The 26,290-nt window shown below is 61.5% G+C and carries 26 protein-coding genes; 13 read left to right on the top strand and 13 right to left on the bottom strand.

All coding sequences use genetic code 11. The features are described from left to right. The first annotated feature begins 119 nt into the window (after positions 1-119). On the top strand, positions 120-272 hold the full coding sequence (locus tag EC912_RS19520; protein WP_207906786.1) for a hypothetical protein: 153 nt from the start codon (positions 120-122) through the stop codon (positions 270-272). A gap of 165 nt (positions 273-437) precedes the next feature. After that, on the top strand, positions 438-1,406 hold the full coding sequence (locus EC912_RS07920; RefSeq protein WP_132142584.1) for a hypothetical protein: 969 nt from the start codon (positions 438-440) through the stop codon (positions 1,404-1,406). Positions 1,407-1,526: 120 nt separating this feature from the next. Here EC912_RS07920 and EC912_RS07915 read toward each other — a convergent pair whose 3' ends face one another. Together EC912_RS07915 and EC912_RS07910 are read right to left on the bottom strand one after the other, a co-directional pair. Next, on the bottom strand, positions 1,527-2,027 hold the full coding sequence (locus EC912_RS07915) for a GNAT family N-acetyltransferase (protein WP_207906785.1): 501 nt from the start codon (positions 2,025-2,027) through the stop codon (positions 1,527-1,529). A gap of 44 nt (positions 2,028-2,071) precedes the next feature. Continuing rightward, positions 2,072-2,728 carry a response regulator transcription factor gene (locus tag EC912_RS07910; RefSeq protein ID WP_132142583.1) on the bottom strand — a complete coding sequence of 219 codons (657 nt, stop codon included), beginning with the start codon at positions 2,726-2,728 and terminating at the stop codon, positions 2,072-2,074. A 167-nt stretch (positions 2,729-2,895) separates the two neighbouring features. Here EC912_RS07910 and EC912_RS07905 point away from each other — a divergent pair, with 167 nt between their 5' ends. The 4 genes from EC912_RS07905 to EC912_RS07890 all read left to right on the top strand — a co-directional run bounded on the left by EC912_RS07905 (position 2,896) and on the right by EC912_RS07890 (position 12,023). After that, a complete protein-coding gene (locus tag EC912_RS07905) occupies positions 2,896-3,591 on the top strand; it encodes a response regulator transcription factor (protein WP_165973534.1) in 696 nt (231 codons plus the stop codon). Between the two features lie 119 nt (positions 3,592-3,710). Next, the gene (locus tag EC912_RS07900) at positions 3,711-3,899 is read left to right on the top strand and encodes a hypothetical protein (protein ID WP_132142581.1); all 189 of its coding nucleotides are present in this window, start codon (positions 3,711-3,713) and stop codon (positions 3,897-3,899) included. 237 nt (positions 3,900-4,136) lie between these two features. Then, positions 4,137-8,816, top strand: a complete 4,680-nt coding sequence (locus EC912_RS07895; RefSeq protein ID WP_132142580.1) for an autotransporter outer membrane beta-barrel domain-containing protein — start codon at positions 4,137-4,139, stop codon at positions 8,814-8,816. A gap of 141 nt (positions 8,817-8,957) precedes the next feature. After that, positions 8,958-12,023, top strand: a complete 3,066-nt coding sequence (locus EC912_RS07890) for a hybrid sensor histidine kinase/response regulator (RefSeq protein ID WP_132142579.1) — start codon at positions 8,958-8,960, stop codon at positions 12,021-12,023. Positions 12,024-12,031: 8 nt separating this feature from the next. Here the strand turns inward: EC912_RS07890 and EC912_RS07885 are convergent, their stop codons facing one another. After that, entirely contained in the window at positions 12,032-13,012 is a 981-nt protein-coding gene (locus EC912_RS07885; RefSeq protein ID WP_132142578.1) for an alpha/beta fold hydrolase, read from the bottom strand. 148 nt (positions 13,013-13,160) lie between these two features. Between EC912_RS07885 and EC912_RS07880 the strand changes: the two genes are divergently transcribed. Next, entirely contained in the window at positions 13,161-14,033 is an 873-nt protein-coding gene (locus EC912_RS07880; protein ID WP_132142577.1) for an AraC family transcriptional regulator, read from the top strand. Between the two features lie 17 nt (positions 14,034-14,050). Here EC912_RS07880 and EC912_RS07875 read toward each other — a convergent pair whose 3' ends face one another. After that, positions 14,051-14,272, bottom strand: a complete 222-nt coding sequence (locus EC912_RS07875) for a hypothetical protein (RefSeq protein WP_132142576.1) — start codon at positions 14,270-14,272, stop codon at positions 14,051-14,053. 71 nt (positions 14,273-14,343) lie between these two features. Between EC912_RS07875 and EC912_RS07870 the strand changes: the two genes are divergently transcribed. After that, positions 14,344-14,775, top strand: coding sequence for a GFA family protein (locus EC912_RS07870; RefSeq protein ID WP_132142575.1), 432 nt, complete (start codon positions 14,344-14,346; stop codon positions 14,773-14,775). 145 nt (positions 14,776-14,920) lie between these two features. Here the strand turns inward: EC912_RS07870 and EC912_RS07865 are convergent, their stop codons facing one another. Further along, positions 14,921-15,409, bottom strand: a complete 489-nt coding sequence (locus EC912_RS07865) for a hypothetical protein (RefSeq protein ID WP_132142574.1) — start codon at positions 15,407-15,409, stop codon at positions 14,921-14,923. A gap of 72 nt (positions 15,410-15,481) precedes the next feature. Further along, positions 15,482-15,892 (bottom strand): VOC family protein, encoded by a 411-nt coding sequence (locus EC912_RS07860; RefSeq protein ID WP_132142573.1) that lies wholly within the window; start codon positions 15,890-15,892, stop codon positions 15,482-15,484. 169 nt (positions 15,893-16,061) lie between these two features. Between EC912_RS07860 and EC912_RS07855 the strand changes: the two genes are divergently transcribed. Both EC912_RS07855 and EC912_RS07850 read left to right on the top strand, forming a co-directional pair. Then, the gene (locus EC912_RS07855; RefSeq protein ID WP_132142572.1) at positions 16,062-16,325 is read left to right on the top strand and encodes a hypothetical protein; all 264 of its coding nucleotides are present in this window, start codon (positions 16,062-16,064) and stop codon (positions 16,323-16,325) included. A 32-nt stretch (positions 16,326-16,357) separates the two neighbouring features. Then, a complete protein-coding gene (locus tag EC912_RS07850) occupies positions 16,358-16,672 on the top strand; it encodes an antibiotic biosynthesis monooxygenase family protein (RefSeq protein ID WP_132142884.1) in 315 nt (104 codons plus the stop codon). A 74-nt stretch (positions 16,673-16,746) separates the two neighbouring features. Here EC912_RS07850 and EC912_RS07845 read toward each other — a convergent pair whose 3' ends face one another. From EC912_RS07845 to EC912_RS07835, 3 genes are all read right to left on the bottom strand, one after another. Beyond that, the gene (locus EC912_RS07845) at positions 16,747-17,529 is read right to left on the bottom strand and encodes a DUF2846 domain-containing protein (RefSeq protein ID WP_132142571.1); all 783 of its coding nucleotides are present in this window, start codon (positions 17,527-17,529) and stop codon (positions 16,747-16,749) included. A 177-nt stretch (positions 17,530-17,706) separates the two neighbouring features. Then, complete coding sequence (locus EC912_RS07840; RefSeq protein ID WP_207906784.1) at positions 17,707-18,585, bottom strand: alpha/beta hydrolase; 879 nt, start codon at positions 18,583-18,585, stop codon at positions 17,707-17,709. Positions 18,586-18,751: 166 nt separating this feature from the next. After that, on the bottom strand, positions 18,752-19,939 hold the full coding sequence (locus EC912_RS07835) for an FAD-dependent oxidoreductase (protein WP_132142570.1): 1,188 nt from the start codon (positions 19,937-19,939) through the stop codon (positions 18,752-18,754). A gap of 122 nt (positions 19,940-20,061) precedes the next feature. On the opposite strand from EC912_RS07835, the gene EC912_RS07830 reads away from it, so the two are divergent. After that, positions 20,062-20,877, top strand: coding sequence for a helix-turn-helix domain-containing protein (locus EC912_RS07830; protein ID WP_132142569.1), 816 nt, complete (start codon positions 20,062-20,064; stop codon positions 20,875-20,877). Between the two features lie 76 nt (positions 20,878-20,953). After that, entirely contained in the window at positions 20,954-21,373 is a 420-nt protein-coding gene (locus EC912_RS07825; RefSeq protein ID WP_132142568.1) for a VOC family protein, read from the top strand. A 12-nt stretch (positions 21,374-21,385) separates the two neighbouring features. On the opposite strand, the gene EC912_RS07820 is transcribed toward EC912_RS07825, so the two are convergent. The 4 genes from EC912_RS07820 to EC912_RS07805 form a co-directional block, all read right to left on the bottom strand. After that, positions 21,386-22,159, bottom strand: a complete 774-nt coding sequence (locus EC912_RS07820) for a class I SAM-dependent methyltransferase (RefSeq protein WP_132142567.1) — start codon at positions 22,157-22,159, stop codon at positions 21,386-21,388. 70 nt (positions 22,160-22,229) lie between these two features. Next, a complete protein-coding gene (locus EC912_RS07815) occupies positions 22,230-22,961 on the bottom strand; it encodes a helix-turn-helix domain-containing protein (RefSeq protein ID WP_207906783.1) in 732 nt (243 codons plus the stop codon). A gap of 107 nt (positions 22,962-23,068) precedes the next feature. After that, complete coding sequence (locus tag EC912_RS07810; protein ID WP_132142565.1) at positions 23,069-24,247, bottom strand: low temperature requirement protein A; 1,179 nt, start codon at positions 24,245-24,247, stop codon at positions 23,069-23,071. Positions 24,248-24,333: 86 nt separating this feature from the next. After that, on the bottom strand, positions 24,334-24,816 hold the full coding sequence (locus tag EC912_RS07805; RefSeq protein ID WP_132142564.1) for a hypothetical protein: 483 nt from the start codon (positions 24,814-24,816) through the stop codon (positions 24,334-24,336). A 276-nt stretch (positions 24,817-25,092) separates the two neighbouring features. Between EC912_RS07805 and hmpA the strand changes: the two genes are divergently transcribed. After that, positions 25,093-26,274, top strand: a complete 1,182-nt coding sequence (hmpA, locus tag EC912_RS07800) for an NO-inducible flavohemoprotein (protein ID WP_132142563.1) — start codon at positions 25,093-25,095, stop codon at positions 26,272-26,274. The last annotated feature ends 16 nt before the right edge of the window (positions 26,275-26,290 follow it).

Below are 26,290 nucleotides of genomic sequence, written 5' to 3'. Positions count from 1 at the left end.
GCCCATCGGCGCGATCGTGCAGGTGACGTCCGCCACCCAAAGCGGACGTGATTGCCGGGACTTTTGCCGGACTCCGCTTTTGTCATACCCTGCGGCCCACCAACCCACGGGGAGCTCACATGAAGGCGCTCTTTGCCATCCTGCTGATCGCAGGTGCGATTCAGAGCGTACCGGCTCTGGCCCGGTCATCGACGACTTCTCCTTTGGTCGGTAGCTGGACCGTCGATGTTTCGCGTTTGCCGTATATTTCGGGCACGACGGCTTACCCGTGATGCGGACGAATTATTTTACGCGTGTCTGGTAGGGGCGGACTTCCGATTAAATGAATCAAGCATGGGAAGATGTGTAATATCCGTTTCGCTTTCTGTCTGAAGTGGCTTACTTCGTCAATAGTGATTATTTGAGTTAAGCGATAGATTCATAAAGGAGTTTGGATAGTGCAGTTTTCAAGGGAAAAGCCATCGCTTCTTCCATATGCGGTGATGCTGGCCATCATTCTTGTGAACCTGGCCTTCGATGCAATCAGCGTCTACCGAGTGTTCCACATGCCTGACATGTCCGGCGACGATTCTTTTGCCCAGCGTGCGCTGTACAGCGTGCTGGGTAACGAGTTCGTCGCCATGGTGGTCTCCGTTGCTTTCAGCGTGGCCTGCACCCAGTGGCTCATGGAGCGGCGCCGGATCGGGGGTTTGCCGGGATATGCCGCGATATGCATCGGTGTCGGTTATGCGGTTCTGAGCGTGCTTCTGAGCTTTGCATGGTGGTTCATCACGCAGGCGATTACGAAAAACGCGGGCACCGTGGGAATGAATGTACTGGTCGTCGTCAATGCGATCGCAGGGCATATCCTCAAGATGCTTTTCGCCGTCCTGCCGGTGTTGCTGGTCTTTCGTCTGCTGCGCAAGTACGAGACGCCGGCATCTCATCCTGCCGATCTTCGCTGGCGTGCATTGCTGATCTTCAGCCTGTTTGCCTGGTCGTGGGTCTTGCTGATCATGCAGTTTGCCGTTCCCGTTGGACTTTCGCTTGGCGCGTCTTACGGATACGACTCAGGAATGCTGCCGCTGGCAGTCTATGCGGGGTCCACGGGGCTGGTATTGCCAGCCTTCATCGGCGGACTGCTTGGCCTACCGAAGACGATGCCACTGACCCGGCCCCTGCGCTTGTTGCTCGCGAGCGTGGCTGCATGGGTGGTTTGTGCGCTGGTCATGGTCGGCTCTACGTATGTCATGGTTCGGATAGGTCAGGCCGTTGTCGATTACTTCAGACCGGGCGTAGGATTCAGCGCGTTGGTGGCGCTAATCTGGTTTGTCGTGTCTATTCTGCTGTGCCGTCTTGTGGTGAAGGCGCTCGTGCGCGGGCAGCCGCCGTCGATACCTGTCGGGAATTTGGAATTGTCTCGGTAAATCGCCGGATGCTTCGATTTTACGTTTCATCCGAAAGCAGGACGGAGATGGTTGCGTCATTCAAACTATCTCCGTCCTGTTCTTCATCTCGTGCGTAGCGGATACCTTCCTGGAAGCGTCCTAGCCAATATAAGAAAAAACGGCGAAGTCGAATCCGTTGAACTGGAAATCCGCGACCTTGTGCATGCCCATCCGCGCATGCGCACGAAGCGATGCTTCATTGTCGACCCGTATGAAAAGGATACCTTCGCGTCCAGGCTCCAGATGCCGAAGTTCCGCAAACATCGCCTGAGCCAGTCCCTTGCCGCGCTCCGACGTATCGACGCAGATGGGGCCGTAGATATAAGCGTCGGCCGAACCGTGGTAGACGGCGAACATTGCCTTGATGATGGGCAGGTCGGCATTCATCGTCCGGGTGGTCGTCATGAGGAATCCGGTGACGCGGCCACCGCGCCGCGCCACGATAAGCGGCATGGCGTCCATCATTGACTGGATGCGGTCGCGCGGCAGACTCGCCGAAAGCGTACCGCCACGCGTCATCTGATTTGCCTCCTGCAGTTCGAGAATGCCTTCCAGATCGGCCTCGCTCGCCCTGCCCACATCCATCCGGGTTTCCGTCATGACATCCCTCTCCGGTGCTTTATGAAGTCGTAGCCAGTTTACTTTCAGGGTGCGTCGGACGGCTTGGCCAATCCCACCTCGACGGCGAACTTGAACAGGTCCGCGTCGGAAGCGATGCCCAATTTGCTCATGGCGCTTACTTTCTGGGTGCTGACGGTTTGCTTGCTCCGGCCAAGGCGTTCTGCGATGTCGTTGATGCTGTTGCCCGCCACATAAAGCGAAAGCACTTCGGTTTCGCGCGCCGACAATTTCGTGATGGGTTCGCCGCCCGACAGCGCCTGCACGATGGCGGCGATGGTCGGCGAGAAATAACGCCGCCGCACATGCGCCGCCTGAACGGCGGCGGCGACGTGCGAGATATCGTCGGCCTTGCTGAGGAGATGGTCGATGCCTCGGGCCAGCAGGGTGCGGATCAGCACCGGCTTATCCATGGACGTGATGACTACGATGGCGATGTCCGGGTATCGCTCGGCAAGAAACGAGAGCAGGTTCAGGCCGTCGCCATAACTGCCGCCGGGCATCGCATAGTCGGTGACGAGGACGTGGCAGGGTTGCGCATCCAGCAAAGCCACCAGTTCGGACGAGTTTCGTACGGAGCCGATTCGCCGGATCGTCGGAATGTCGTCCAGCGCGGCTTCGATGCCGAGCAGGATGACAGGATGGTCATCGGCGACGGCGACGAGAATGTGCTTGCTATCCATGGTGACCGCCAGCGTTGGGTCCAGAGAAGGCTTGCCCGCGCCAACTGGCGCGTCACGAACGGCCGTAGTATATCGACACAGCGGGCGACGACAGCCCGCTCATTCCTTGTGCCGATGTTGGCACGAGATCGCGATCACACTGCGAGATGACGTCGAGGAGCCGGAGCTTGACCATTCGGGTTGCTGTCGCCGATGACCATCCGGCCATGCTTGCCGGCATGGAGCATCTTCTTTCGGCATTCGCGGGTATCGAAGTGATCGGTCTGGTCACGGATTCGACCCGGCTCGTCGAACTGCTGGGAAGTAACCCCTGCGACGTGGTCGTTACCGATTTCTCGATGCCCGCGGGGCGCTACGGGGATGGCATCTCCCTGCTTCGGTTCCTGCAACGGCGGTTCCCTACGGTAAGCGTGGTCGTGCTTACGGGCGTCGATAGCGCGACGGTACTGCGCAGCATTCTGGACATGGATGTCCGCGCTGTCGTCAGCAAATCCGACGATTACGCTCATCTCGAGACAGCGATCCACATGGCGCACGAAAGCCGGGAATTTCTTTCTCCGGAAGTGCGCCGGATCGTTGAAGCCTTCGTCGGGGAAGCGGATGTTCCGGGCGAAGCGAGCGAAAAGCTCAGCAAGCGCGAGGCGGAAGTGCTCCGCTTATTCGCCGAAGGACTTTCGGTGATGGAAATCGGCAATCGTGTCGGACGTAGCCGCAAGACGATCAGCACGCAAAAAAACGCGGCGATGAAGAAGTTGGGTCTCGAACGCGATGCCGATGTTTTCCGTTACGCCATCAGCCACGGCCTTGTACCGGCATCGCAGTCCGCGCGCTATAACGCCGCCGATCCGGATCGGGATGAATGACCGTCGTCGGGAATAGGCCCAGTCCCATAGCTATGCCGCCCATGCATCCCTAGGCTCGTTGCATCGCGAGAGGTCGATGCACGGCCCACGCCTGCACGCCGCGCATGGGATACCGGAACGTGAAAGAAGCAAACGAAGCGAAGACCACCCAGTTGCTTCTCGGTTTCTGCCACCTGAGCAAGGCGGAACAGAACCATTTCGTCGATGGACTCAACCGATTCCTGTTCGTTTCTCCCGATAAGCGTCGCCAGCTGATAGAGCGCTGGACTCACGCGGGCAAAGTCGGCGCAAAGAAGGCGCCGCGTTGACATAGCGGCGGGCCATCGACGGTTCGCTTTGGCGTCATTGCGCCCGCGGTACCCCCGATCCCCCCATCCACCGCGTATTTAGGCCCCGTCCGATATGTCGCGGACGTCGCGTTGCCTACCATGTTTTCGTGCCTCCCCCAATCAAGGCATCCAGAGCCGCGCGGATAGTCCGGGCGCTGGAGCCATGCGCCTTCGAGAAAGGCGCCGAGCCACTCGACGTCTTTGAGAGGAATACGAATGAACACCATCTATCGCATCGTCTGGAACGCCGCTACCGGTAAATGGGTGGTTGCGTCCGAACTGGCCAAGAGCCGCACTCGCATGAACCGGCGCCGCCTCACGCCGCTTGCCGTCAGCTTTCTGTTGGCTGGCGTAGCCATGGCACAGGTGCATGCCGATACCATCAGTTTCCCTAGTGGTTCCACCGTCGATATCGGTAGCGATACACGCGTCATCGACGGCCTGACAGTCAGCAATGGCGCTACCGGAACCATCATCGGCACGGGCGGCACGCTGATCTACAACGGTGGCGATTTCCGCATTGGCGGCACGGCCAGCAATACCGTGCAGAACCTGGACATGAGTGGCCTGACCAATTTCGTGTTCGACAGCCCCACCGCTGTCTTCAGCGCGAGTGGCCGTGCCACGGGTGGCGCGGCGAACACCACGGGCGTCAGCAACACCACATTCAACCTCGCCTCCGGCACCAATGTCATTACCGCATCGTCGTTTGGCGTAGCCGACACGAGCCGTACGGTACAAGGACCCGCTACCAACCAAGGCACGGTACGTCTGGGTCAGACCAATACGATCAATGCGGATCAGATCACGATTGGTACCAATCAGACCAACGGCACGCTGAACTTTCAGGATGGAATTTCCGGCGGCACGGTAAAAATTCGTGGCACCGACGGCATCAGTGCAGTCAGCAACTGGAATATCGCGACCGGCTCGAATAGTAACTACAGTGGAGCCGTCGGTCTGGCCGATTTCACCGGCGGAATTCTGGATGCGAAAGTAGATGCACTCACGATCGCTACCTCGGTCTTCGGCACGAACCCAGCGACCGGTACGTTCTCCCTGGGTCAGGGCGTGCTGGATGCCAATACGATTCTGCTGGGTCAACGAACCAGCACATCCGGTGCAGGCAATACGACCGCCCGCCTGAACATCGGTGGAGGCGGCACCGTCCTTGCGAATACCGTGACTGTGGGCGTTCGCACAGGCACCACCGGCACGGTGTCGTCCACGATCAACCTCAACGGCGGCGCGTTGCGCGCCGGATCGGTCGTCGCGGGGGCCGGTACCGCCACGCGTGTCATCAATTTCAACAACGGCGTGCTCGGCAACTATGCCAACGGTCAGGATATGACGGTGAACGTACCGATCGTTCTGGCTGCGGCGGGCACGCATACCTTCCAGGTCGACGGCGCCAATGCGCTGATGACTGTCAGTGGCGTGACCAGCGGTGCTGGTGGCACGCTGAACAAAGCAGGCACCGGTACGCTTATGCTGACCGCGAACAATACGTACACAGGCGGCACCACCGTCAATGAGGGCCTGATTCGTTTTCAGACCGGCGCCAATCTTGGCACTGGCGGGATCACGCTCGACGGCGGCGGCTTGCAGTGGGCCACCGGCAATACGCTGGATATTTCCACGCGCCTCAATGCGCTGGGAAGCAACGGCGCCGTGCTCGATACCAACGGCAATAACGTGACACTGGCGGGCGCTCTCACCGGTGCCAATGGCCAGCTGATCAAGCAAGGTGCGGGCACGCTGACCCTGACGGGAAACAATACCTATGACGGCGTCACGCAGATCAATGCCGGTGACGTGGTCGTCGGCAACGGCGGCACCACGGGTAGCATCGCCGGCGACGTCGTCAACAACACGCAGTTGACGATCAACCGTTCGGACGCGGCAACCCTGGCGGGTGCGATCTCTGGGGTGGGCACGCTGGTGCAGGCCGGTACGGGCACGACCATTCTGACTGGCAACAACACATACACCGGCAATACGCTGGTCAATGCCGGTGGCTTGCAGCTCGGCAATGGTGGCACCAGCGGTAGTGTGGCCGGCAATGTTTCGCTGACCGCGGGCACGAAGTTGGCCGTCGATCGTTCGGATATCTCCCTGCTGCCAGGCATCGTTTCGGGTGCGGGCTCGTTCGAGCAGGTCGGTACTGGCACCACCGTGCTGGCCAGCAACCAGACCTATACCGGCGGTACCACCATCGCGGCCGGTACATTGCAGTTGGGCAATGGCGGCAGCACGGGAAACATCGTTGGCGACGTCGTCAACAACGGCACGCTGGCCTTCAATTTTTCCGGAGGCACAATCTTTCGGGGTCAGGTGTCCGGCACGGGTAGCTTGCAGCAGATGGGTGGCACGACGGTATTGACCGCCGATAACACCAATACGGGCGGTACCGTCATCGACGGCGGTATGTTGCAGCTTGGCTCTGGTGGTACGACCGGCAGTATCGTCGGCGATATCGTCAACAATGGTTCGCTGGCGATCGGTCGCTCGGATAACGTCACGCTGGCAGGTACAGTGTCGGGCCGGGGCATGCTGGCGCAGATAGGCACCGGGACCACCGTTCTTACCGCCGATAACACGTATACCGGCGGCACCCTGATCAGTGGCGGCATCCTGCAACTGGGCGACGGTGGTACGACCGGCGGTATCGTCGGCGATGCGATCAACAACGGCATCCTGACCATCGACCGGGCCGACACCGTGACACAGTCGGGCCAGATGTCGGGTACGGGCAGCCTGTGGCAGAACGGCGGCGGCACCACCGTGCTGACCGGCGACAACACGTATACCGGCACGACGCAGGTCAATGCCGGTCATCTTCATCTGGGCGACGGTGGCACCAGCGGCAGCATCGTCGGCGATGTCGTGCTGGCATCGGGTACGACTTTGCGCACCGATCGTGCGGACGCGTCGCTCCTGCCTGGCACGGTTTCCGGCGCCGGCGCGCTGGAACAGATCGGCGCGGGTACGACGGTGCTGGCCGGCAATAACACTTATACGGGCGGCACCACGATCGACGCGGGTACCTTGCAGCTCGGCAACGGCGGCAGCACGGGCAGTGTGCTCGGCGACGTCGCCAACAGCGGCACGCTGGCGTTCAATCGCGCCGACGACGTGACGTTCTCCAACGCCGTCAGCGGTACGGGCAGACTGACCCAGTTGGGGTTGGGTACGCTGAATCTTTCCGGCGACCAGACCTATACCGGCGCGACGCAGGTACAGCGCGGCACGCTGTCGATCGGCGGCTCGATCCAGTCCGATACGAGCGTGGCGGCTGGCGCGACGCTGTCGGGCTTCGGCGTCATTCACGGCAATGTGTACAACGAGGGCACGTTGTGGCCGGGCAATGCGATTGCCGGCGACACGACCTACGGCACGCTGACGATCCAGGGCGATTATGTCGGCAATAACGGGCGGCTTGCCCTCAACAGCTTCCTTGGCACCGACGATTCGCCGTCGAGCAAGCTGGTGATCGATGGCGGCAATGCCAGCGGCACCACCAACGTCGTGCTGCACAACACCAGCACAACGATCGGCCAGACTTTTAATGACGGCATCCTCGTGATCGCGGCAACCAACGGCGGCACGACCGATACCAATGCTTTTGCGCTGCAAGGTCAGACACGTAGCGGCGCGAGCAGCTATCGTTTGTTCCGCGGCGATCTTGCCGGCACGAATCCGGATAACTGGTATCTGCGTAATCAGTTCGTCGTGCCGGACCCCGTCGATCCGGTTAAGCCGGTCGATCCGATCGGCCCCGATCCGGTGACCCCCGTCGATCCCGGCGCACCCGATCCCACGACCCCACCCGGTCCACCGGATCTGGTCCTCGATCCCAATCCGGTGCAGCCGCCGCTGCCGCCGGGTTCGTACCCGATCATCGGGCCGGAAATCGCTACCTATGGCGTCATCCAGCCGATCGCACGCGAACTGGGCATGCTGACTCTGGGCACGATGCAACAGCGGACTGGCGACAGTGCACTGATGCAGCCGGCACCGGCTCGCGACGATTCGCGTCCGGCCGTGTGGACGCGCGTATTCGCCAGCAATATCGACAACACCTACCGCGCGTTCGCCGCGCCGCGTGCAAAGGGCAATCTGTCCGGTCTGCAGGTCGGTGCCGATCTGTGGCAGAGCACGTCGAGCGACGGTAGTGGCTATCGCTTTGGCGGATACCTTGCGCACAGCAACGCCGATGTACGAGTGCGCGGCCTGGTGACCAACGACGCCGCTACCAACTACGAGATGCAGCGCACCGGTTCGGTGAACCTGCAAGCCAATTCGGCAGGCGCGTACTGGACACACTACGGTCGCAGCGGCTGGTATCTCGACGGTGTGGTGCAGGCCTCGACCTATCGCGGCACAGCCAGTACGGATTCGACGCGCCTCAGCCCCAGTGGCACAGGCTTCATGGGCTCGCTGGAGTTCGGATATCCCTTCGCCATGCCGCAACTGGGTTCAAGCTTCGTGCTCGAGCCGCAGGTGCAGGCGGTATGGCAGCAGGTACGCTTCGGCGAGGAGAAAGACGCCGCCGGTTCCGTGGCGTTGGGTACGACCCAGGGCACCAGCGGTCGAGTGGGCCTGCGTGGCAAGTGGCAGGTCGATACGAGCAGCGGTGCGCGTTGGGAACCGTATGTCGCGGTGAACTATTGGCACGACCGGGGCGCACGCGCCACGACGGTGTATTCCGGTACGGACAGTGCGCCGCTGCTGTCGACCGCGAGCCGCGTGGAAGTGTCCGGTGGCGTAACGGCACGTCTGACGACCAACCTCGGCATCTATGCCTCGGCGAGTTATCAGGTCGGCGTCGGTGCGACGAAGAACGCCCAGCGTGACAGCTTCACCGCCAACGCCGGTATACGCTTCACCTGGTAAGTGCGTTGCGACAGGAGACCCGGATGCCATGCATCCGGGTCTCTTTTTGCAGGTTACGTCGCGAACGGCGGCTAACCGGCGGCCACGAAATCATATAGATTGCCAGGGCACGGCTTTGCATCAGCCAACCGCGGGTTATCGATGAGCCAGACCGAAAACGAACGTCAGCCGTCCGGTTCCGTGGTCGCGCAAGATGGCCATCGCCAGCTGGAATCGCTGCGTCGGCACCAGCGCCGGCTGCTTTATGGGGGAGGCGGTCTGCTGACCTTGCTGATCCTGCTCGCGGCCATCGGCAGCTGCCTGCTCGGCATCGCCGACTATCACGACGGCCAACGGCAGATATTTCAGGACGGCAGGACCGCGGTCAATGCGTTCCTCTTGCAGAGAAGTCATGGCTATAGCGCCAGTCTGTTTGCCAACAATGCGCTATGGCACGACCGCCAGACCTACCTGATCCAGACCGGCGAGCCGCTGGCAAAACAGTTCGCCGTCCAGGGCGAAAGCCTTACCGTTCAGTCCAGCGAATCCGCCATCCCCTGGCTGGTGCTCGGACATGGCAGCGGGGCGCTGCCTTCGACACGTCTGGCGGCGTATCTGGGTGTGATCGACGAATACTCGTCCTATACCTCGTCCACCATCGCAGCGATTGAGTCGCCCAGCCCGCTCGTGGCGTATGGATACGAGCCGGGTGGCTCGCTGTTCGCGGTGACCGGCGTGCGCGACGAGGCGCAACTGCTCGATGCATTGAAAGTATCCACGCGGGAACAGGCCTTCGCCAGGCTGGTCCACGATACCCCAGCACAACCGGCGACATCGAATGAAGTCGTGCCGGCCCGCAGCGGCCAGATATCGTTCTACTTTGCGTATAACCCTGTCACCGGCGAGCCTTCGCTGGCGAGCACGATGACGATGGCGGTGGATGGAAACGTCTACTTTCGCAGGGTGGCCTTCGAGTCGGCGGACAGGATCAGGGATAGTCTGAAGGCGATGTCGACCTCGGAATTTGTCGTGATCACCCATGACGGCGAAGTCGTTATCGATCGCAGCCAGCCCGATACCACGCCGGCGCAGATCGAGGCATTGCTGCGGTCGGCCGATCTCTGGTCGTTGTGGCCATCCGGTCCGGTATTTCGTCGCAGTGGCGGTACGTTTCTGGTGGCGGATCGACTCAAGGGTGTCGACTGGTCGATTGTCCACATCTATACCTGGCGACAGGTGCTCGCGGATCTGTGGGAACACCTGGCGCTGGCCGCGACGGCAACCGCGCTGATTCTGGCGGGGCTGTGGCTCTTGTTGCTGCGGATCGATCGACGGGTGCTCGCGCCGGCACTTGCCGACGCATCGCGTGTGGAAGCGCATCTGCGACAGGCCCGCCACGATTCCGAGCAGGCAAAGCTGGCGGCGGAAGCGGCCAGTCGCGCGAAGTCGACATTCGTGGCCACCATGAGCCATGAAATCCGCACGCCGCTCAATGGCATGCTTGGTCATCTGGAACTGCTGTCCCGTTCGAAGCTTGAAGCCGCACAGCGCGAACGGTTGGGCCGCGTGCGCCTGTCCGCCGATGCATTGCTCGGCATCATCAGCGACGTGCTGGATTTTTCCAGAATCGAAGCCGGGCAGCTGGATATCGATCCTGTGCCGTTCAAGCTGAGGCCGTTGATCGAGCAGGTCACGTTGCTGTTCGCACCGGCAGCACAGCGAAATGGATTGAAGCTTTACTTCGGGATCGATCCCGCGTTGGCATCGGGCTATATCGCGGATGCCCATCGCATCCGGCAGGTCCTCAACAATCTGCTGGGCAACGCGGTGAAGTTCACCGAGTCCGGGCGAATCAGCCTTCGCGCATCGCTTGCGAGTGCCCCGTCCGATACCCGGACGCGCCTGCGATTCGAGGTGGTCGATTCCGGTATCGGCATGTCCGAAGAGCAACTGGCTAACTTGTTCGAACCGTTCTCGCAAGCCGATGCCAGTATCTCGCGACGTTTCGGCGGTAGCGGTCTTGGTCTTGCGTTGTGCCACGAGCTGGCGCAGTTGCTCGGTGGTTCCATCGATGCGCGGAGTACGCCGGGTGTTGGCAGCGTGTTCACGCTGGACGTGCCGGTCGGGTGTGATCCCCATGCGGCGCCTCCCGACAGACAGCTTGCCGGGAAACATATCGCCCTGCTTTCCGGTGCGGCGGAGTGGCGTACCGAGATATCCGCGGTGCTGGAATCCCGGGGTGCCGATGTCGTCGTGGCGGGACAGCCGTCCGATTTCGATGCGGCATGGCTCCGTCGTGCCGACGCGTTGCTGATATTTGGCGCGCAACAGGCCTGGAGCGGCGAGGACGAGCGAATGCTTGTTGCAGACGCACGGCATGTTATTCGCGCCCTTGCGAACGGACCGCTATTGCCGATGTTGCACGACGATGGGTGGCACGTCTCCTGCTACTCAAGCGATACCTTGCTGACGGCGATTCTGCATGGCGATATGACAGCGCCGGTAACGAACGACGATGTCACGGCTTTCGAGAAAAAACGTGCCGGCAGCAAGTCGAGGGGCAGGGTGCTTCTGGTCGACGATCATCCGGTGAATCGCGAACTGATTCTCGAGCAGCTCGACGAACTCGGCTTCCATGCCGACCTGGCCGAGGACGGGGAAGATGCCCTGCGCCTGTGGAAACCCGGGTTCTACGATGCCGTACTGACGGACATCAACATGCCGCGCATGAATGGCTATGACCTGACCCGCGCGTTGCGCGAGCGCGGCGAGACGTCTCCGATTCTCGCCATCACCGCCATGGCATTGTCCAGCGAAAAACAGCGATGCAAGGAAGCCGACATTACCGACCTGCTGCTGAAACCCATTTCGCTGGATCAGCTCGATGCGGCGATGTCGCGCCACGTACCTGACCTTGCCCGGGAAACGACACAGGCAGCGCCGCCGGTACGCAAGCCCTCGGAGAAGGTGCGACGGGCATTTGTCGAATCGGGAACCCACGATGTTCAGGCCATGCGCGACGCGTTGAGCCGACACGACAGTGTCGCTTTTCTCGACCGGCTACATGCGATGAAGGGCGTGCTTTTCATGCTTGGTGAAAGAGATGCCGCACAAGCCTGCCAGGCCATGGAATTACGCGCCGAGGCGAATGGAATCGATGCCCTCGATGAGACGTGGGTATCGCTGGAAAAGTTGTTGAATGAAACGATCGGCCGCTACGCCGACTGATCCGGTCTTCAACCGATTCGCCACAGCCGTTTCGCTTCCTCGGCAATGATGTCGGGGAATTCTTCCTGAAAGAACAGCTTCGCTCCAGGCACGCGGCGGATGCCCTGCGACCGTGGAAACGTGTGGTCGAGATAGTCGGCGTCCGCCTGCGAGAAGATGTCGTCGCTTGCGCCCCACACGATCCGCACCGGCACGGTGCTGCGCTTGAGCGACGCTTCGATACCCGCCAGCGGGTTGGGCTCCAGGGCGATGTGGAACGCATGGTATTGCGCCCTGCGTAACGGCGAGCTGACGAGTGGTGTGACGTAGTACTCGATGGTCTCGTCGGCAAAACGACTGGGGTCGCGATAGACGGCCGCACCGAACGTCGAGCGCGCCAACGCTTTATCGGTCAGCCATTTGGCGGTGGCATCCGCGAGTGTTCCCGCGCGTGCCATCTCGATGGCGGGTTTGACCTTGGGCGGAGGACTATCGGGCTCGACGTCGCAGTTCGTCAGAAGCATCGTCCGCACACGCCCGGGATAGCGGACCGCGAACAATTGCGCGACCGCTCCGCCGCTGTCGCTGGCGACGATATCGACGCGGGAGATCGCGAGGGTGTCGAGCAATGCGGCAAGCATGGCCACCTGTGCGTCCGCCCTCAGCGATTGCTGCTCGGGAACCTCGGAGTATCCAAGGCCCATGAAATCGGGTGCGACGCACCGGCGGAAGGGAGACAACCGGTCGAGCGCACCGCGCCATTGAAAACCATTGAGCGGTGCGCCGTGCAAGAACAGAGCCGCGTCGCCCGAACCGCGCTCGACATAGGCGATTTTGCCGAAGGGGAGGTCGGCGAAACGTCGCGCCGCGCGAAATGCCGCCGCATCCGTGGGATGTGCGGCACCGGCGCCCGCCGCACCGAGATAGGGAGCCGCGCGCGATATGTTCGCGCCGACGACAGCGGCGGCCACGGTGGCGCCGGTCAATGCCAGGAACTGTCTACGTTTCACTATCGGGTCTCCATGCGAGCGAATGCCGTCGCGTGAAAGCATGCTGGCACCGCCGCCCCCAGGACCGCTCGCACAAACGGCTGCCGCTGGGCACAGGCGGATGACTGGAGCACTTGCAAAACCCCCGGGCGAGTAGAAGGATCGGCCAATGACCGACCGCCCTTCGTGCTACCCCGGCCCCCCGGCCGCGCTGCTGTCGAGCGTGGCTCGGGAGCGCTTGCCGCTGCTCGATGTACTTACCTCACCCGTTCCCCCGGGATTGTTCGATTCGCCGGTGGACGACCGTCACGTTCTTTGTCTTCACCTCGGCAACCCGGTTCCGGTCTCTTACCGCGCAGGCAACTACGAGCGGCAAGGCGTCCGACTCCATGGCCAGTTCTGCGTCGTGCCCGCGCGGTCCAGTACTCGCTGGACCGTATCGCGACCCGCACGATCGTTGCTGCTCCGCCTGACGCCCTCGCTCTTTCGGGACACCGCGGACGCCATGGGCCTGCGCTCGCCGGACGCGGAACTCGCCCCTTCGATTCATATCCGGGATCCCCAGATCGAACGGATCGGCTGGATGATGCAGGCCGAAGATCACGATGCGTATCCGGGAGGACGGTTGTTCGCGGACAGCCTCGCCTCGGCCCTCGCCGCGCGTCTGCTTGCACTGCAATCGCGTCGCGGAGCGTCGACGTCCAAGCCGGGTCGCGCGCTGCCGGCATGGCGGTTGCGTCACGTGATCGAGTACATCGAAGCGCATCTCGACGAAGACCTCACGCTCGCCGAACTTGCGGGTGTAGCGGGATTCAGCCTGTCGCACTTCAAGCCGCTGTTCAAACAGGCGGTGGGTATGCCGGTTCATCGTTTTGTCCTTGAGCGGCGCGTAGAACGCGCACGGATACGCCTGCTCGAAGGAGGAATGAGTCTGACGGATATTGCGCTGGAAACAGGCTTCGCACATTCGAGCCACATGGCCCGCTGCATGCGGCGCGTGCTTGGATTAAGCCCTACGCAAGTCGCGGATTCGTCCCGGTAAGTATCGCCATCAGCGGTTCAGAGGGAGTCGGCAATGATCGCGACCCATGCTTCGAAGGAATCGGCGGCCCAGTGATTGTCGACTTTAAGCCACGTTGCGTCGTAAGGCCGGGGCGTGCCACCAAACCAGTTGAACCAACCCTTCCCAGGAATGTGAACGAGCGGGACGTCGAATTCCTTGATCGCAAAGGACGAACCCGGAGGAAAGTCATTCTGTACGGGCAGCGTGGGCTTTTTCATCCGTCTATTGAGCCATTCAATGACATGGTCGACAATCCTCGCGTTCCGATGCCGAATACAAGTAATAGTAAATGACCGTCCCGCAATTCGTGCGCTGCTTGTGTGGCACCGTCAACATCGAACTGAACGGCCTGCCGGTGGCGAGAGCTTACTGTCATTGCGAATCGTGCCGGGATTTCTACGGCACGTCGATGTTGTCGGCAACGGCATGGGACGCGGCGCAGGTCATCGTCGACAGCCGCAGCGTGGCAACTTATCCGCATCCGGCAAAGCAGCTATCGCGAACTTATTGCAAGGAGTGCGGCGAAACGGTTTTTGGTACGAACCGATTGGCTATGCGCGTCCTTCCCAACAGCATCGTCGCCCGGGCGGCAGGCGGCGATTTGCCGAACGACATTCGCCCGACGATGCATCTTTTCTATCGCCATAGGATTGTCGACATTGTCGACGAACTGCCAAAGTACTTCGATGGATGGGGCGGGCCGATTTACGAGGCTCCGTAGTTCGGCGAAGATAGTCAGGCTTCATAATTCCGCATCGACGATCCGGACGGAATCGGTTGTGGATAGGGCAAAGCACCTCAACGAGCGTCTGATGCATCCGGAAACGTAACAGTCTTTAGCGTCGTCTTTGCTCGCGGCAGAAGGGTCAGTATCCGTCCGCTGTGATTTTCAGGACCATTCCACCCAGCTCGCTGTCTTTATCGAATTGGATCGTGACGTTGCTACCGCGTTGTTCGCTACCGTACGGAAAGCTTACCTCTACACGATCCAACTGGAAGGGCCAGCCAAAATGAGTGCCAGGCGACAAGCAGGCGATTGCGCGCGTTGCATTGTTGCCGGAGAACTCAATGGCACCGTACTCCATCAAGTGGTCACAGACTGCTTTAGCAGGTGCGTAGCTGTCATGTATGCAACGTTTCGCCAGGAATGCGTAATCCGTCGAGTCCTTGAAGTTCTGGCCCCATGAGGTATGGAACTCAAGTTTTCTGGTTTCGTCCGCTTTGACCGATGCGACAAATGCTCTAAGGGGAGCGCACATCTGATCCTTCAGGGGCTTTGTTGTCGCCTGACACGATAGAGCTGCCGTGCTAAGACCGATGGCGACGAAAGCTTCCGCCAAATCAATTTTCTTCATCGGTTCCCCTCATGGATTTCCGTTGGGTACTGAAGGAACGTGCGCTCTGGGACGAAAGCGGATGAGGCCACATCAGGCCTCCTGAAACACCAGTTCGAAGTTGTCTGGATCGTGCAGGCTGAATCGCCTCATGCCGTATCCAGACATTGCCGGGGGCTCGATCGTCAAACCCGTTTGAATGAGCGCGGCGTAGGCACTATCGAGATCCGAGCATCCGATGAACAAGCATGTGTCGGAGTGCGCGGCGATCCTTGATGCGTCGCGCTCGCTTGGCCGCTCGCCGGAATCGTAAGCTGTGTTGAGCATAAGATCGACGTTTCCCGAACGTAGCCACATCCAATGGGAGAAGCGACCTTCCGGCGTTTCGACAACGGGTGATGCCGAAACGACATCGAAGCCCAGCTTGTCACGGTAGAAAGCCAGTGCCGTCGGCATATCGAATACCTGGAACAACGGCGTAAGACCTACAAGCTTGTTTAGCATGAGACCTCCCGGACGTGCTTTCAAAAGGGGCGGAGATAGCATAGATGAGTTAACTATCTCCGTATCCGTTTTTGACTATTGACGTAGATTGCAATCGGGCAGTCGGACCAGCAAGCTGCGACCGTTGGATTCAGGCTCGTTGCCGACCCGCTCTTCTGGAGTAGATGCCATGTCTGGCGAGAAAGACTATTGGTTTCCCGCCAAGAAGTACGGATGGGGTTGGGGAATTCCGACTCGATGGCAGGGCTGGTTTGTGATCGCCGCTTACGTCGTTTCTTTTGCCCTGATTAAATGGTTCTTCCCGCCGGGTATTCATACCGGTGAATTTGTCGCAGGCATTTTTGTTGCCTCGGGCATCTTCGTTGCCGTGTGCTGGCTCAAAGGAGAGCCGCCTAAGTGGCGTTGGGGCGATGATGGCCAGTCTAGGCAGTGACTATCTTGGGTGCTTCGGGGAGTACGACAGTGATGCCGCGTATCGGCTTTGTCGTGCTCTATCGCTGGCGGGTGCATGCCGGCATGGAAGAGAGTTTCGTGGAAGCGTGGTCGCGCATATCCGAAGGCCTCCTTACCCGGAGCGGTTCGCTCGGGTCCCGTTTGCACAAGGGGGAGGACGGCGTCTGGTATAGCTACGCGCAATGGCCGAGCAAGGAAGCCCGGGAGCTTGCGTTCTCAGGCGTTCCTGCGGACGTATCCGCCATTGCCCAGATAGAAGCGGCAATCGCGGAACGTCTTCCGGAAATCAATCTTGAGCCAGTCAGCGACTTTCTCGTTTCGGGTTGATCGCGACCATTTTCAGAATTTCATAGCATATCTAAGCGTTCCGTCAGTCGGACGTCACGCGATCATCTATCGCGCTAGTTCACGTCGATGCATCGATTGCCATTGCACTCAATGTCCAGACGAGCGGTTGTGGACGGGCATGATGTGAAGAATCGCGCATGCTCACCCTCTATGCTTTCCACGCGAATCATGCGATCGCACTGATGCACCGCGGCGACATCCTGCGCAGCGTTGAACATCGGTACCGTGACACGCGGATCGAGGCTTGCGGGACCACCCGTCGCCGGGGCCGTCGCGCCCGCACTGACGGGCGTGTCGATGATGGGTGTAGGTGACTGACTGTTATCGGTAACGGATTGCATTGCTTCCGGTGCTGGTACGCGCGCAATGCTTGGGGACGCATGCAGCGATGGATCCGCGGGCCTGACCAGGTCGCACTTTCGTACTGCTGTCTGACCTTTACTCTCGTCGACCAGGTGCAGCGCACTACGGGCGTACAAAATGCCCATTTTCACTTCCTGCCAGACGTAGTACGAACGACCGGCCTGCACATCGACGGAGAGTGTTGTGTCGTTTTCAGCTTTCGACGTAATGACATGCTGTCCGGGAGAGAGAAAAATCTGGACGTAGGTTTTCGCGGCCGTGTCGCCGACGGCGGCGCCATCGACGAGCAGGTGCATCTTGATCGCCGCACCCATGATTTCATCGCGATAGATATAGACAGTAGCCTTATCCGCGATGGGAGCGAATTGCTTGGCTTCGGCATCGGCCCCCTTGTTTGCCATGGGGACGCTCGCGCAACCGCTCACGACAAGAACCACGGCAACGATTGCCGCGGCGATGTACTTATGAATCATGTCCTGCCCCCGATGGTGATTGAAAATCCAGTTTTCGACCGACAGGGGATAGCCACGCGCTGCCCTCCCTTAAGTACTGCGGAGCGCGAAGACATCGACAGCTTGACCGTCCTCCCCTGTACGAACGGCGGGATGATGTTCGCATAGACATCACTCCAATGCACTGAAATCGAGATGTTATTTGGTGCGATTCCCGGATGTATCTTCGACATGCGCAAGAAGCCAATTCGCGATTTCGCCGACAACCGTCTGCTCGATGCCGTAATAGCCATGCGGCGTCAGCGAGCCGCATGCCTTTTTGGATTTCTGCTCTCCGCCTTCGACGTAGATGATTCGCTTGTCGGGCGAATGCGTCATGGAAGCAAGTATGTGCGGTGCTTCGCCGGGTGGAGCGACGTCGCACTGGTCGCTGCGGTTGGCGACGACCAGCGCGGGGATGCGCACTCGCGCGGGGTCGGCATCGAAGACCGTTTCGTGGCTTCCGCCCATGATGGAGACGGATTCGGTGAGTACGACGCCGGCGATGCTTCCCTCGCGGGCATGTGCCGCGCCATTCATTGCCGCGATCGAGCCCTGACTGGTTCCCAGCAGGAAGACCGGGCCGTCGGCGCGGTCATGCGCTGCGGCGACCAGATCGCTTACCAGCGATGCGTATTCCGGCGAGCTTCGCAAGCCGCGCAGGTTGTCGTGATCGAGTGCATCGGGTATCAGCACCGCGAAGCCGCGATCGATCCAGTCCTGCGTTGTTCGCACGACGAAGTTATCGCCATGACGGACGTCTCCGTCGGACTCGATGCCCACGTCGCCCGAACCGCCCGGCAGCATTACGAGCGTGGCGCGCTGTCGCGCCGGCGAGGTGTAGAGCACGCGCTGTGAGCCGCCACCCTGCAGCTGAAGGTTGAATACCTGGGTGCCGGCACCGTGTTTGTCCGTCCGCTCTTCGCGGATGCCTTCCGCTCGATCCGAGGCGCGGGCATGTACGGGAATCGATGCCAGGACAGTCAGTCCCATTGCAACGGATGCGGCAAAGCCGATCCGAGAGAGTTTTCCGTACATCGATCCATGTCCTTAGTCGGTTCGGTACCAGGTAAAGACGGCGGCCGATGTTGGCACGAGCACGCCTCTTTCAGCGCGCATCGTCACCGCGCTCGCGCTAATGAGACATGAATTGATATGTCGCAATTTCGTTCGAGAAGATGCTGCGTCGTCCCGAGAATATCTCTCAGGATCGACGCCGCTTCGAACGGGGAAAACTTGCCTCGCCCGTCAGGATTTTCAGCATCGGCGACTTCGCCCCGGGGAGTTTTCCCATCGGACCGAAGAACGCGTCGCGCCACCAGCCAAGAAGGCCGTGGTCGGACTGGAATAGCGGCGTGAGCCAGCGACTCATGTACTGATACGTGCGCACATGACCGCGTCGTTCGCGCCGGTAAGCATCGAGCGCCTTGTCGACATCGCCATGATCCGCCAGTGCGTCGGCCAGTGCGGCCGCGTCGAGGAGTGCCATGTTGGCGCCCTGACCCAATTGCGGACTCATCGCGTGTGCGGCGTCGCCGATCACGACCATGCGTGCATGGTGCGGACAGCGAAGGACCACATCGCGATAGCGGGCCTTCTGCAATTGCGATGCGCTGACGAGATGGGCGACGCGCGGCCCCAGTTCGGGCCAGATAGCGGTGATGCTGTCCCGCATGGCGGCCACGGCCTCGTCGTCGAAACGATCCACCGCCTCGCCGGGCAGGCTGAAGAAGAATGTTGCCCAGTTGCCCTCGTGCCCCGGTCGCTTGCCTACCGGAAGCATGCCGATCATCGAGCGCGTGCCGGAATAGCGCTGCTGAAGCTGGGTCGGTGTCGGCCAGTCGTCGGCGGGTAGCAGGCACCACACGGCGCCCCACGGATAAATGGTCTCGCGGGCTACGTGCCCTTCGCAGCCGGCACGCAACGCCGAATGCGCGCCGTCGGCAGCGACGACGAGCTCGTACGGACCGTGGATAGACCCTTCGCTATCGCGCAGCGTATGCGCATCGGCGTCATAGGACTCGATGTATACGCCGGTGCGTATCGCTGCGGCACCCGGCCACGACTCGCGGAGCAGTTCGAACAGCGCGCCGCGCGTCATGCCGACACCAAAGCAATCGTCGCGATGGTCCCGGTAGCGCATGGCCATGACGGGGCGACCGCGCGGCGTGGCGCCGTGCAATTCGTCGATGCGTTGCCCGAGTGCGAGCGCCTTCTCGTGCAGGCCGAGTCGCGCGAGCACGGCGAGGCCCGTCGGCTGGAGAAGGAATCCGGCGCCCACCGGACCGAGTACGGGACTCTTTTCGAAGACGGTGACGTCGTGACCCTGCGCGGACAAAAACAGGGCAGCCGCTTGCCCGGCCGTTCCGTAGCCTACGATTGCGACTTTCATGGTTTCCCGCCCTGTCTGATCGGGGAAGCTTAACAAGTCCTCGTGCCGATTCACTCCCCCTTGGCGACCCGGATGGCGAAGGGCTATCTTGGGGCATCGCCGGACCCGGAACGCGCCACGCCATGGGCTTCGTCCACCACGTACCGCCAAAGCCTTTCGACTCGCTGATCGAATCGATCTGGGACTATGACTGCGCGCCCGTGGCGCATGCCTTCGAACGCATCCTTCCCGCTCCCGGCGCGTCGTTGATCCTCAATCTCCTGGAAGACGAAACCCGCGTTTATGCGGACGATCTGGGTGTTTCATGCACGCGCTCGGCGGGTAGCGTGGTCAGCGGCCCGTACACGCGCAGTTTCGTTATCGACACGCATGAACAGCAGCGGGTGATGGGTATCGTGTTCCGGCCCGGAGGCGCGTGGCCGTTCTTCGGTACCGACCTCGATGTCCTGAGCAACACCGATGTCGCGCTGGACGCGGTCTGCGGGGCATCGGCGCGGGCACTGCGCGAGCGCCTACTGCACACGGTCGAACCGGCGCGACGCATTGCGTTATTGCAGGCGTGGCTGATCGCCAGGGCGCGGGGAACGGGGCCCAGCGACGTCATTTGCGGGGCGCTGGGTCTGCTGGACGCCGATCCGGCGGTCGTCCGGATCGGTGATGTCGTCGCCGCTACCGGACTGTCGTCACAGCGCTTCGGGCAGCTATTCCGCGCGCAGGTCGGACTGAGTGCGAAGCGGTACGCACGGCTCCAGCGCTTCCGCGTCGTCATCGCGACCCTTGGCCATGGCCGCGCAGTGGACTGGGCCGGAGTGGCCGCCGATGGCGGCTTCTGCGATCAGGCGCATCTGGTCCACGAGTTCCGTTCCTTCGCGGGAATGACTCCTGGCGATTACCTGCGCCGCCGGGGCGAACACATCAATCACGTGCCACTGGCCTGACGTCCGGAAAAACTACAATACGCCGCGTGCTCCATGGCGCAGGATCGGCTCAACGAAACCCAAGCCGGAGAACCCCATGAAGAACGGCAGCACCATCATTCCCTGTCTGCGCTATCGCGATGCGCATGCCGCCATCGACTTCCTGTGTCGCGCGTTCGGCTTCGAGCGCCAGGCCGTTTACGAGGACGAGAAGGGCGATGTGCAGCACGCCCAGCTGACCTATGGAGCCGGCATGATCATGCTCGGTTCGGTGCGCCCGGATACGGATTTCGGCCAGTGCGTGATCCAGCCGGACGAGATCGGAGGAAAAGAAACGCAGTGTGCCTGCGTGACCGTCGTCGACTGTCGAGCCCACTACGAAACGGCGAAAGCCGTAGGGGCCACGATCGTGGACGACTATGCCGAAAAGGATTACGGCGGCGCGGGCTACAGCGCACGCGATCCGGAAGGCCACCTGTGGTGGTTCGGAAGCTACGACCCCTGGCAGGGGTCGTAGCGGTACGAAGCGTTACTTCGCCGGTTTCTTGAACCGGTAAGCGAACTGATCCGTCTTGCCCCGGATCGACGGGTCGAACACCTTGACGGTGTGCGTGTCGGCCGGATTGCGCAGCACATCGCTCTCGCCGTCGAATACGAAACCGACGGATTCGACCTGTTTGCGCACCAGCGCCGGGTCGATGCGATGCAGCGTATTGGTATCGCGAAGACCCGAACCGGCTTCGGCCACATGGTCGACGACGACGAACGTGCCGCCGGGCTTCAGGGCGTCGAATACCTGCTTGTCGAAGACGGCCAGGTCGACCTTGCCCATGAAGGGATCGGGATAGTCGTGATAGTTCTGCGAGGTGAACACCACGTCCACCGGCTCGGGCAGGCTCACGGCCGCCGCGGGCTGCACGAGCACCACGACGTTGGCATAGTGCGGCTTCGCCGCCAGGGCCTTCGAGCCGTCGACGTCGGACTGGGCTTCCTTGGCGTACTCGGTGGGCCAGATGGCGAAGACGCGGCCTTGCGGTCCGACGATGCCGCTGAAGACGCGGGTGAAATAGCCGCTGCCGGGGATCAGTTCGGCGACGCGCTGACCGGGTTTGATACCCGCGAACGTGGCCAGATCGGCGACTTTCCGGCGGGCGTCGTTCTTGGCGTCGTCCTTGCGGTCCGGGTCGTTCACGGCGGCGGTGACATAAGCCGGTGCCGCGCCGGCCGTTTTCGCCGGGGGCGAAGCCATGGCGGAGGCTGGCAGGGCGAGGGCAATCAGGATAGCGATAGCGTTCAGGCGCATAACGAACTCCATGACGGGTGGTAGCCGCGGCATTGTGCGCCAAATTATTGTGTATGCGCTGTGTGGCGGCTTATGACGTCCCGTGCTCGACCATCCGCAGCCGGATCGCGTCGTTCGCGATGGCGGCCAGCGCGCGCATGCCGCGATCCTGCACCGCATCGAGCGAGCGCGGTTTGCGGTCCAGTACGCACAGGACGCCTACCGTATGCCCGTCGGGCGACCGGACCGGGTATCCCGCGTAAAAACGGATGTGTTGATCGCCGGTCACCAGGGGGTTGTTCGCGAAGCGAATGTCCTGGCGTGCGTCTTCGACGACGAGTACGCCGTTGTCGGAGCGGGCGTGATCGCAGAAGGCCCAGTCGCGTGGCGTCTCGTGCATCTCGGTGCCCTGGCGCGACTTGAACCATTGCCGTTGCCCGGTCAGCAAGGTCAGCAGCGAGACCGGCGTTCCCACGATAAGACCCGCCAGCCAGGTGATGCGATCGAATGCGGGTTCGGCGGGCGTGTCGAGCAGGCCGGTGCGTGCAACGGCGCGCAGGCGTGCTTTCTCTTCATCGGATACCGGATAGCCGGGTTCGTCCAGGGGATGCAGTTCGGTGGATACGTCGGTAACGAGTTTGTGGATATCCGTTGCCTGGGTGCCGCCGGCAGTGCGCTCGTCGAGCAGCCCGAGTACGGCGCTTCGCCGTATTCGACGGTGGCCCCCCGGTGTTTTCCACGAAGCGATATCCCCGCTTTCGATCCACTTCTGCGCCGTGCTGACCGAGACGCCAAGTAACGTCGCGGCATCCCGCGTCGTCAAGGTAGGATCGTCCGCCGGAACATGGTCGTTTTTGTTTCGGGTGGCCAAATGACGAGAGCGGCAATGCAGGAATTCACCAAGCTAACACAGCCGTACGCGAGTGGTCGTCAAGTTTTTTCTTGCTGGCTAAACATTCGCCGCGAACACGATTCCCATATCGCGACGCCGACAAGAACCAGGGTAACGAGTCCACCGACCATGAGATGGTCGGTAAGGCTGCCCAGTGCGGCGACGACCGCCAACGCGGCGAGTCCTGCGAGGTGCGATAGCGGTACGCGACCGTAAACCACGGCCTTGTAAGCCAGGTTTCCGATCAGGTACAGCGCCGGTCCGCCCACCAGTACGGCGAGTGCCGCTGGCTCCGAATGCGCCGCGGGCTCGGCGACGATCAGGTCGTTGCCCACCGCGCCAACGATGATGCCGCCCACCAACGTGACGTGCACATAGTGGAAGTACGCGCCTACGCGACCGGGATCCGTCGAGCGCACGATGGTTTCGCTTCCGTCGCCGCTGCTGGTGTCGAAGTACAGCCACCACATGGCGACGCTGGCGATGAAGCCGGTGAGCAGGGCGATCAGGATCGGCATGTCCCATGCGACATGCGCGAAGCTCGCGCCCACGGCGAGGACGGATTCGCCGAGTGCAACGATCACGAACAGCTGGCAGCGTTCGGCCAGGTGTCCGCCTTCGATGGTCCAGTCGCGCGTACTCGACCGGCCAAGAAAGGGCAGGCGGAAGCCGGTCATGGGCGATATGTATTCGCAGAGTACAGCGACGATCCAGAACATCATGCGGGTGCTGCCGGTCGCGAACGCGCCCGCGATCCAGAACACGGCGGCAATGCACAACCAGACGAGCATGCGCCGGAAATTGGCCGCGAGCGAATGATCGCGCCCCAGGTGCAGCAGGACGAGCAGCGTGCGTCCGACCTGGATCGTGACGTAGCACGCGGCGAAAGCCAGGCCGCGTCCGACGAAGGCTTCCGGAATGGAGGCGGCCATCACCAGACCGACGAGCATGATCGCAATGATCAGTACACGGACGGGAAGCCGTTCGGGATCGAACCAGTTGGTCACCCAGGAGGTGTATTGCCAGCCCAGCCAGACGGCGAACCAGAGGACCAGCGTCTGCAATGCGCCGACGGCATCCATGTGCGTAAGCAGATGGTGCGACAGCTGGGTGACCGCGAACATATAGACGAGGTCGAAAAATAATTCGATGTTCGAGACTTTCGCCTCGTGGCCGTCACGCGCACGAAGCAGGCTCGCCGATCCCAACAGTTTCATCGCAGGCTCCCCTGAGCGGAAGGTCGTCCCCGCTACGGTCAGGGCGCAGGAACGACCATACCCTCAACGCTCCCGCAGGTCATGCGTTATGCCAGCCGGCGGGACCTGCGTCCGGCCATGACACCAAGGACGACGAAGACCAATAGTGTTACCAGCTGTGCCACGGCAAAGGGCGGCTCCTGCTGGGTGGGCGCCGCCGCATGCAGGGCCGGCACCTTGGCGAAGGCCTGGGCGACCAGTACGAAAACCAGGAAATACTCGCTGGCGACGATGCCGCCCGCGTACACCCAGCACCAGAATCCGCCGCGGTTGGCGACCCGCATCGCCACGTACACACCGGCCAGGACGATCAGCGCAACGATGCCGACGCCGATCGCCGGCGTGAAACCATGGTACGGAAAGAAGAAGCCGGTGACGCTGGTGGCCACGGCGAACGCCAGGAACCACGTGGTCCAGCCCACGGCGCGGGGCTTGCCGATCAGACTGGCGATGGCGCCGATCCCGAGAAGGATGGCGACGAAGCTGATGAGCGTATGGATGGCGGTGAGTGCGGCAAGTCCGGTGCTCATGGGGCTCTCCAGGCGGTGTGGCGTGCGGGTGGCGTTTCGCATGGTGCGGGATGCCCGCGATAGGGTCTTGGACAAAGCTAGCGCGAGGTGGCGAAGGGGATACGGCCGCTGGCCTGACGACAATGAGGTCATAACGACGTTGTCAGGAGTCTCGCCGACCTGGCCACTGACCCGGTCAGAACGACCCGGTCGACGGATAAGTCATTGAGCGGATACGTGGCACGTGCTTGGCATGGTCGTTGATACAGCCCCGTATCCACCTGTTGAGATCACGACATGCTTTCTCCCGAACACCGCGCCATCGTCAAGGCAACCGTTCCGTTGCTCGAAGCCGGAGGCGAGGCGCTTACGACCCACTTCTACCGGATGCTTCTGACCGATCACCCGGAACTGCGGCCCTATTTCAATCAGGCCAGCCAGCAAAGCGGCGAACAGCAGCGAGCTCTCGCCAATGGCGTGCTGATGTATGCCCGGCATATCGACCGGCTGCAACACCTGGGCGATCTGGTGACGACGATCGTCAACAGGCACGTGTCGTTGCAGGTACGTGCCGAACACTATCCGGTCGTGGGGGCCTGCCTGCTGCGCGCCATGCGTGAGGTGCTTGGCGAAGACATCGCCACCGATGCGGTGATCGAGGCATGGCACGCAGCGTATTTCCAACTGGCCGACATTCTCGTCGGTGCGGAGAAAACGGCTTACGACAGCGTCGCCGATAGTCCGGGCGGCTGGCGCGGTGCACGCTCATTCACCGTCATGGCGAAGATCCGCGAAAGCAATGAAATTACCTCGTTCTGGTTCGAGCCGACGGACGGCGATGCGGTCGTCGCGCACGAGCCCGGACAGCACGTTGGCTTGCGTGCGTTCGTCGACGGTGTGGAAGTGCGTCGCAGCTATTCGCTTTCGTCCGTCGCGGACGGCAAGCGTTATCGCATCAGCGTGAAGCGTCGTCCCAATGGTGTCGTATCGAAGTATCTGCACGATTGCATGCATCCTGGCGATACCGTCGAACTGTTTCCCCCGGCGGGCGATTTCGTGCTGGACGATAGCGGGAAGCCGCTCGTCCTGATCAGTGGCGGCGTGGGTATTACGTCGACCCTGCCGATGCTTCAGGCGGCGCTGGCCGCGGATCGTCCGATTCATTTCATCCACGCGGCACGGCACAGCGATGCTCATGCATTCCGCGACTGGATCGACGATCTGGCGGAGCATCATCCCCGGTTGAAACGCTATTACTGCTACGAAGTACACGACGGCGAGACACCCATGCCCGATGCAACAGGCTTTCTCGATGCGGCCCTGCTGGCGACATGGATGCCGTCGACGCAAGATGTCGACGTATACGTCCTCGGCCCCAGGCCGTTCATGCGGGCCATCCGGTCCCACTTGCGCGAGCTGGGCGTGCCGGATGCACAGGTTCGTTACGGGTTCTTCGGGTCGCCATCGTCGCTGGATTGAGTCAGCTGCAGCGCCA

Source organism: Luteibacter rhizovicinus (genome assembly GCF_004342265.1).
GTDB classification, from domain to species: domain Bacteria; phylum Pseudomonadota; class Gammaproteobacteria; order Xanthomonadales; family Rhodanobacteraceae; genus Luteibacter; species Luteibacter rhizovicinus_B.
Note: the sequence above shows the minus strand (reverse complement) of the source record. Positions and strands in the feature narration are given on the sequence as shown.

Excerpts from the sequence above, each read along its gene's own strand:
- EC912_RS19520 (WP_207906786.1), top strand. The coding sequence starts at position 120 with ATGAAGGCGCTCTTTGCCATCCTGCTGATCGCAGGTGCGATTCAGAGC.
- EC912_RS07915 (WP_207906785.1), bottom strand. The coding sequence starts at position 2,027 with ATGACGGAAACCCGGATGGATGTGGGCAGGGCGAGCGAGGCCGATCTG.
- EC912_RS07910 (WP_132142583.1), bottom strand. The coding sequence starts at position 2,728 with ATGGATAGCAAGCACATTCTCGTCGCCGTCGCCGATGACCATCCTGTC.
- EC912_RS07895 (WP_132142580.1), top strand. The coding sequence starts at position 4,137 with ATGAACACCATCTATCGCATCGTCTGGAACGCCGCTACCGGTAAATGG.
- EC912_RS07890 (WP_132142579.1), top strand. The coding sequence starts at position 8,958 with ATGAGCCAGACCGAAAACGAACGTCAGCCGTCCGGTTCCGTGGTCGCG.
- EC912_RS07880 (WP_132142577.1), top strand. The coding sequence starts at position 13,161 with ATGACCGACCGCCCTTCGTGCTACCCCGGCCCCCCGGCCGCGCTGCTG.
- EC912_RS07875 (WP_132142576.1), bottom strand. The coding sequence starts at position 14,272 with ATGAAAAAGCCCACGCTGCCCGTACAGAATGACTTTCCTCCGGGTTCG.
- EC912_RS07870 (WP_132142575.1), top strand. The coding sequence starts at position 14,344 with ATGACCGTCCCGCAATTCGTGCGCTGCTTGTGTGGCACCGTCAACATC.
- EC912_RS07865 (WP_132142574.1), bottom strand. The coding sequence starts at position 15,409 with ATGAAGAAAATTGATTTGGCGGAAGCTTTCGTCGCCATCGGTCTTAGC.
- EC912_RS07860 (WP_132142573.1), bottom strand. The coding sequence starts at position 15,892 with ATGCTAAACAAGCTTGTAGGTCTTACGCCGTTGTTCCAGGTATTCGAT.
- EC912_RS07855 (WP_132142572.1), top strand. The coding sequence starts at position 16,062 with ATGTCTGGCGAGAAAGACTATTGGTTTCCCGCCAAGAAGTACGGATGG.
- EC912_RS07850 (WP_132142884.1), top strand. The coding sequence starts at position 16,358 with ATGCCGCGTATCGGCTTTGTCGTGCTCTATCGCTGGCGGGTGCATGCC.
- EC912_RS07845 (WP_132142571.1), bottom strand. The coding sequence starts at position 17,529 with ATGATTCATAAGTACATCGCCGCGGCAATCGTTGCCGTGGTTCTTGTC.
- EC912_RS07840 (WP_207906784.1), bottom strand. The coding sequence starts at position 18,585 with ATGTACGGAAAACTCTCTCGGATCGGCTTTGCCGCATCCGTTGCAATG.
- EC912_RS07835 (WP_132142570.1), bottom strand. The coding sequence starts at position 19,939 with ATGAAAGTCGCAATCGTAGGCTACGGAACGGCCGGGCAAGCGGCTGCC.
- EC912_RS07830 (WP_132142569.1), top strand. The coding sequence starts at position 20,062 with ATGGGCTTCGTCCACCACGTACCGCCAAAGCCTTTCGACTCGCTGATC.
- EC912_RS07825 (WP_132142568.1), top strand. The coding sequence starts at position 20,954 with ATGAAGAACGGCAGCACCATCATTCCCTGTCTGCGCTATCGCGATGCG.
- EC912_RS07820 (WP_132142567.1), bottom strand. The coding sequence starts at position 22,159 with ATGCGCCTGAACGCTATCGCTATCCTGATTGCCCTCGCCCTGCCAGCC.
- EC912_RS07810 (WP_132142565.1), bottom strand. The coding sequence starts at position 24,247 with ATGAAACTGTTGGGATCGGCGAGCCTGCTTCGTGCGCGTGACGGCCAC.
- EC912_RS07805 (WP_132142564.1), bottom strand. The coding sequence starts at position 24,816 with ATGAGCACCGGACTTGCCGCACTCACCGCCATCCATACGCTCATCAGC.
- hmpA (WP_132142563.1), top strand. The coding sequence starts at position 25,093 with ATGCTTTCTCCCGAACACCGCGCCATCGTCAAGGCAACCGTTCCGTTG.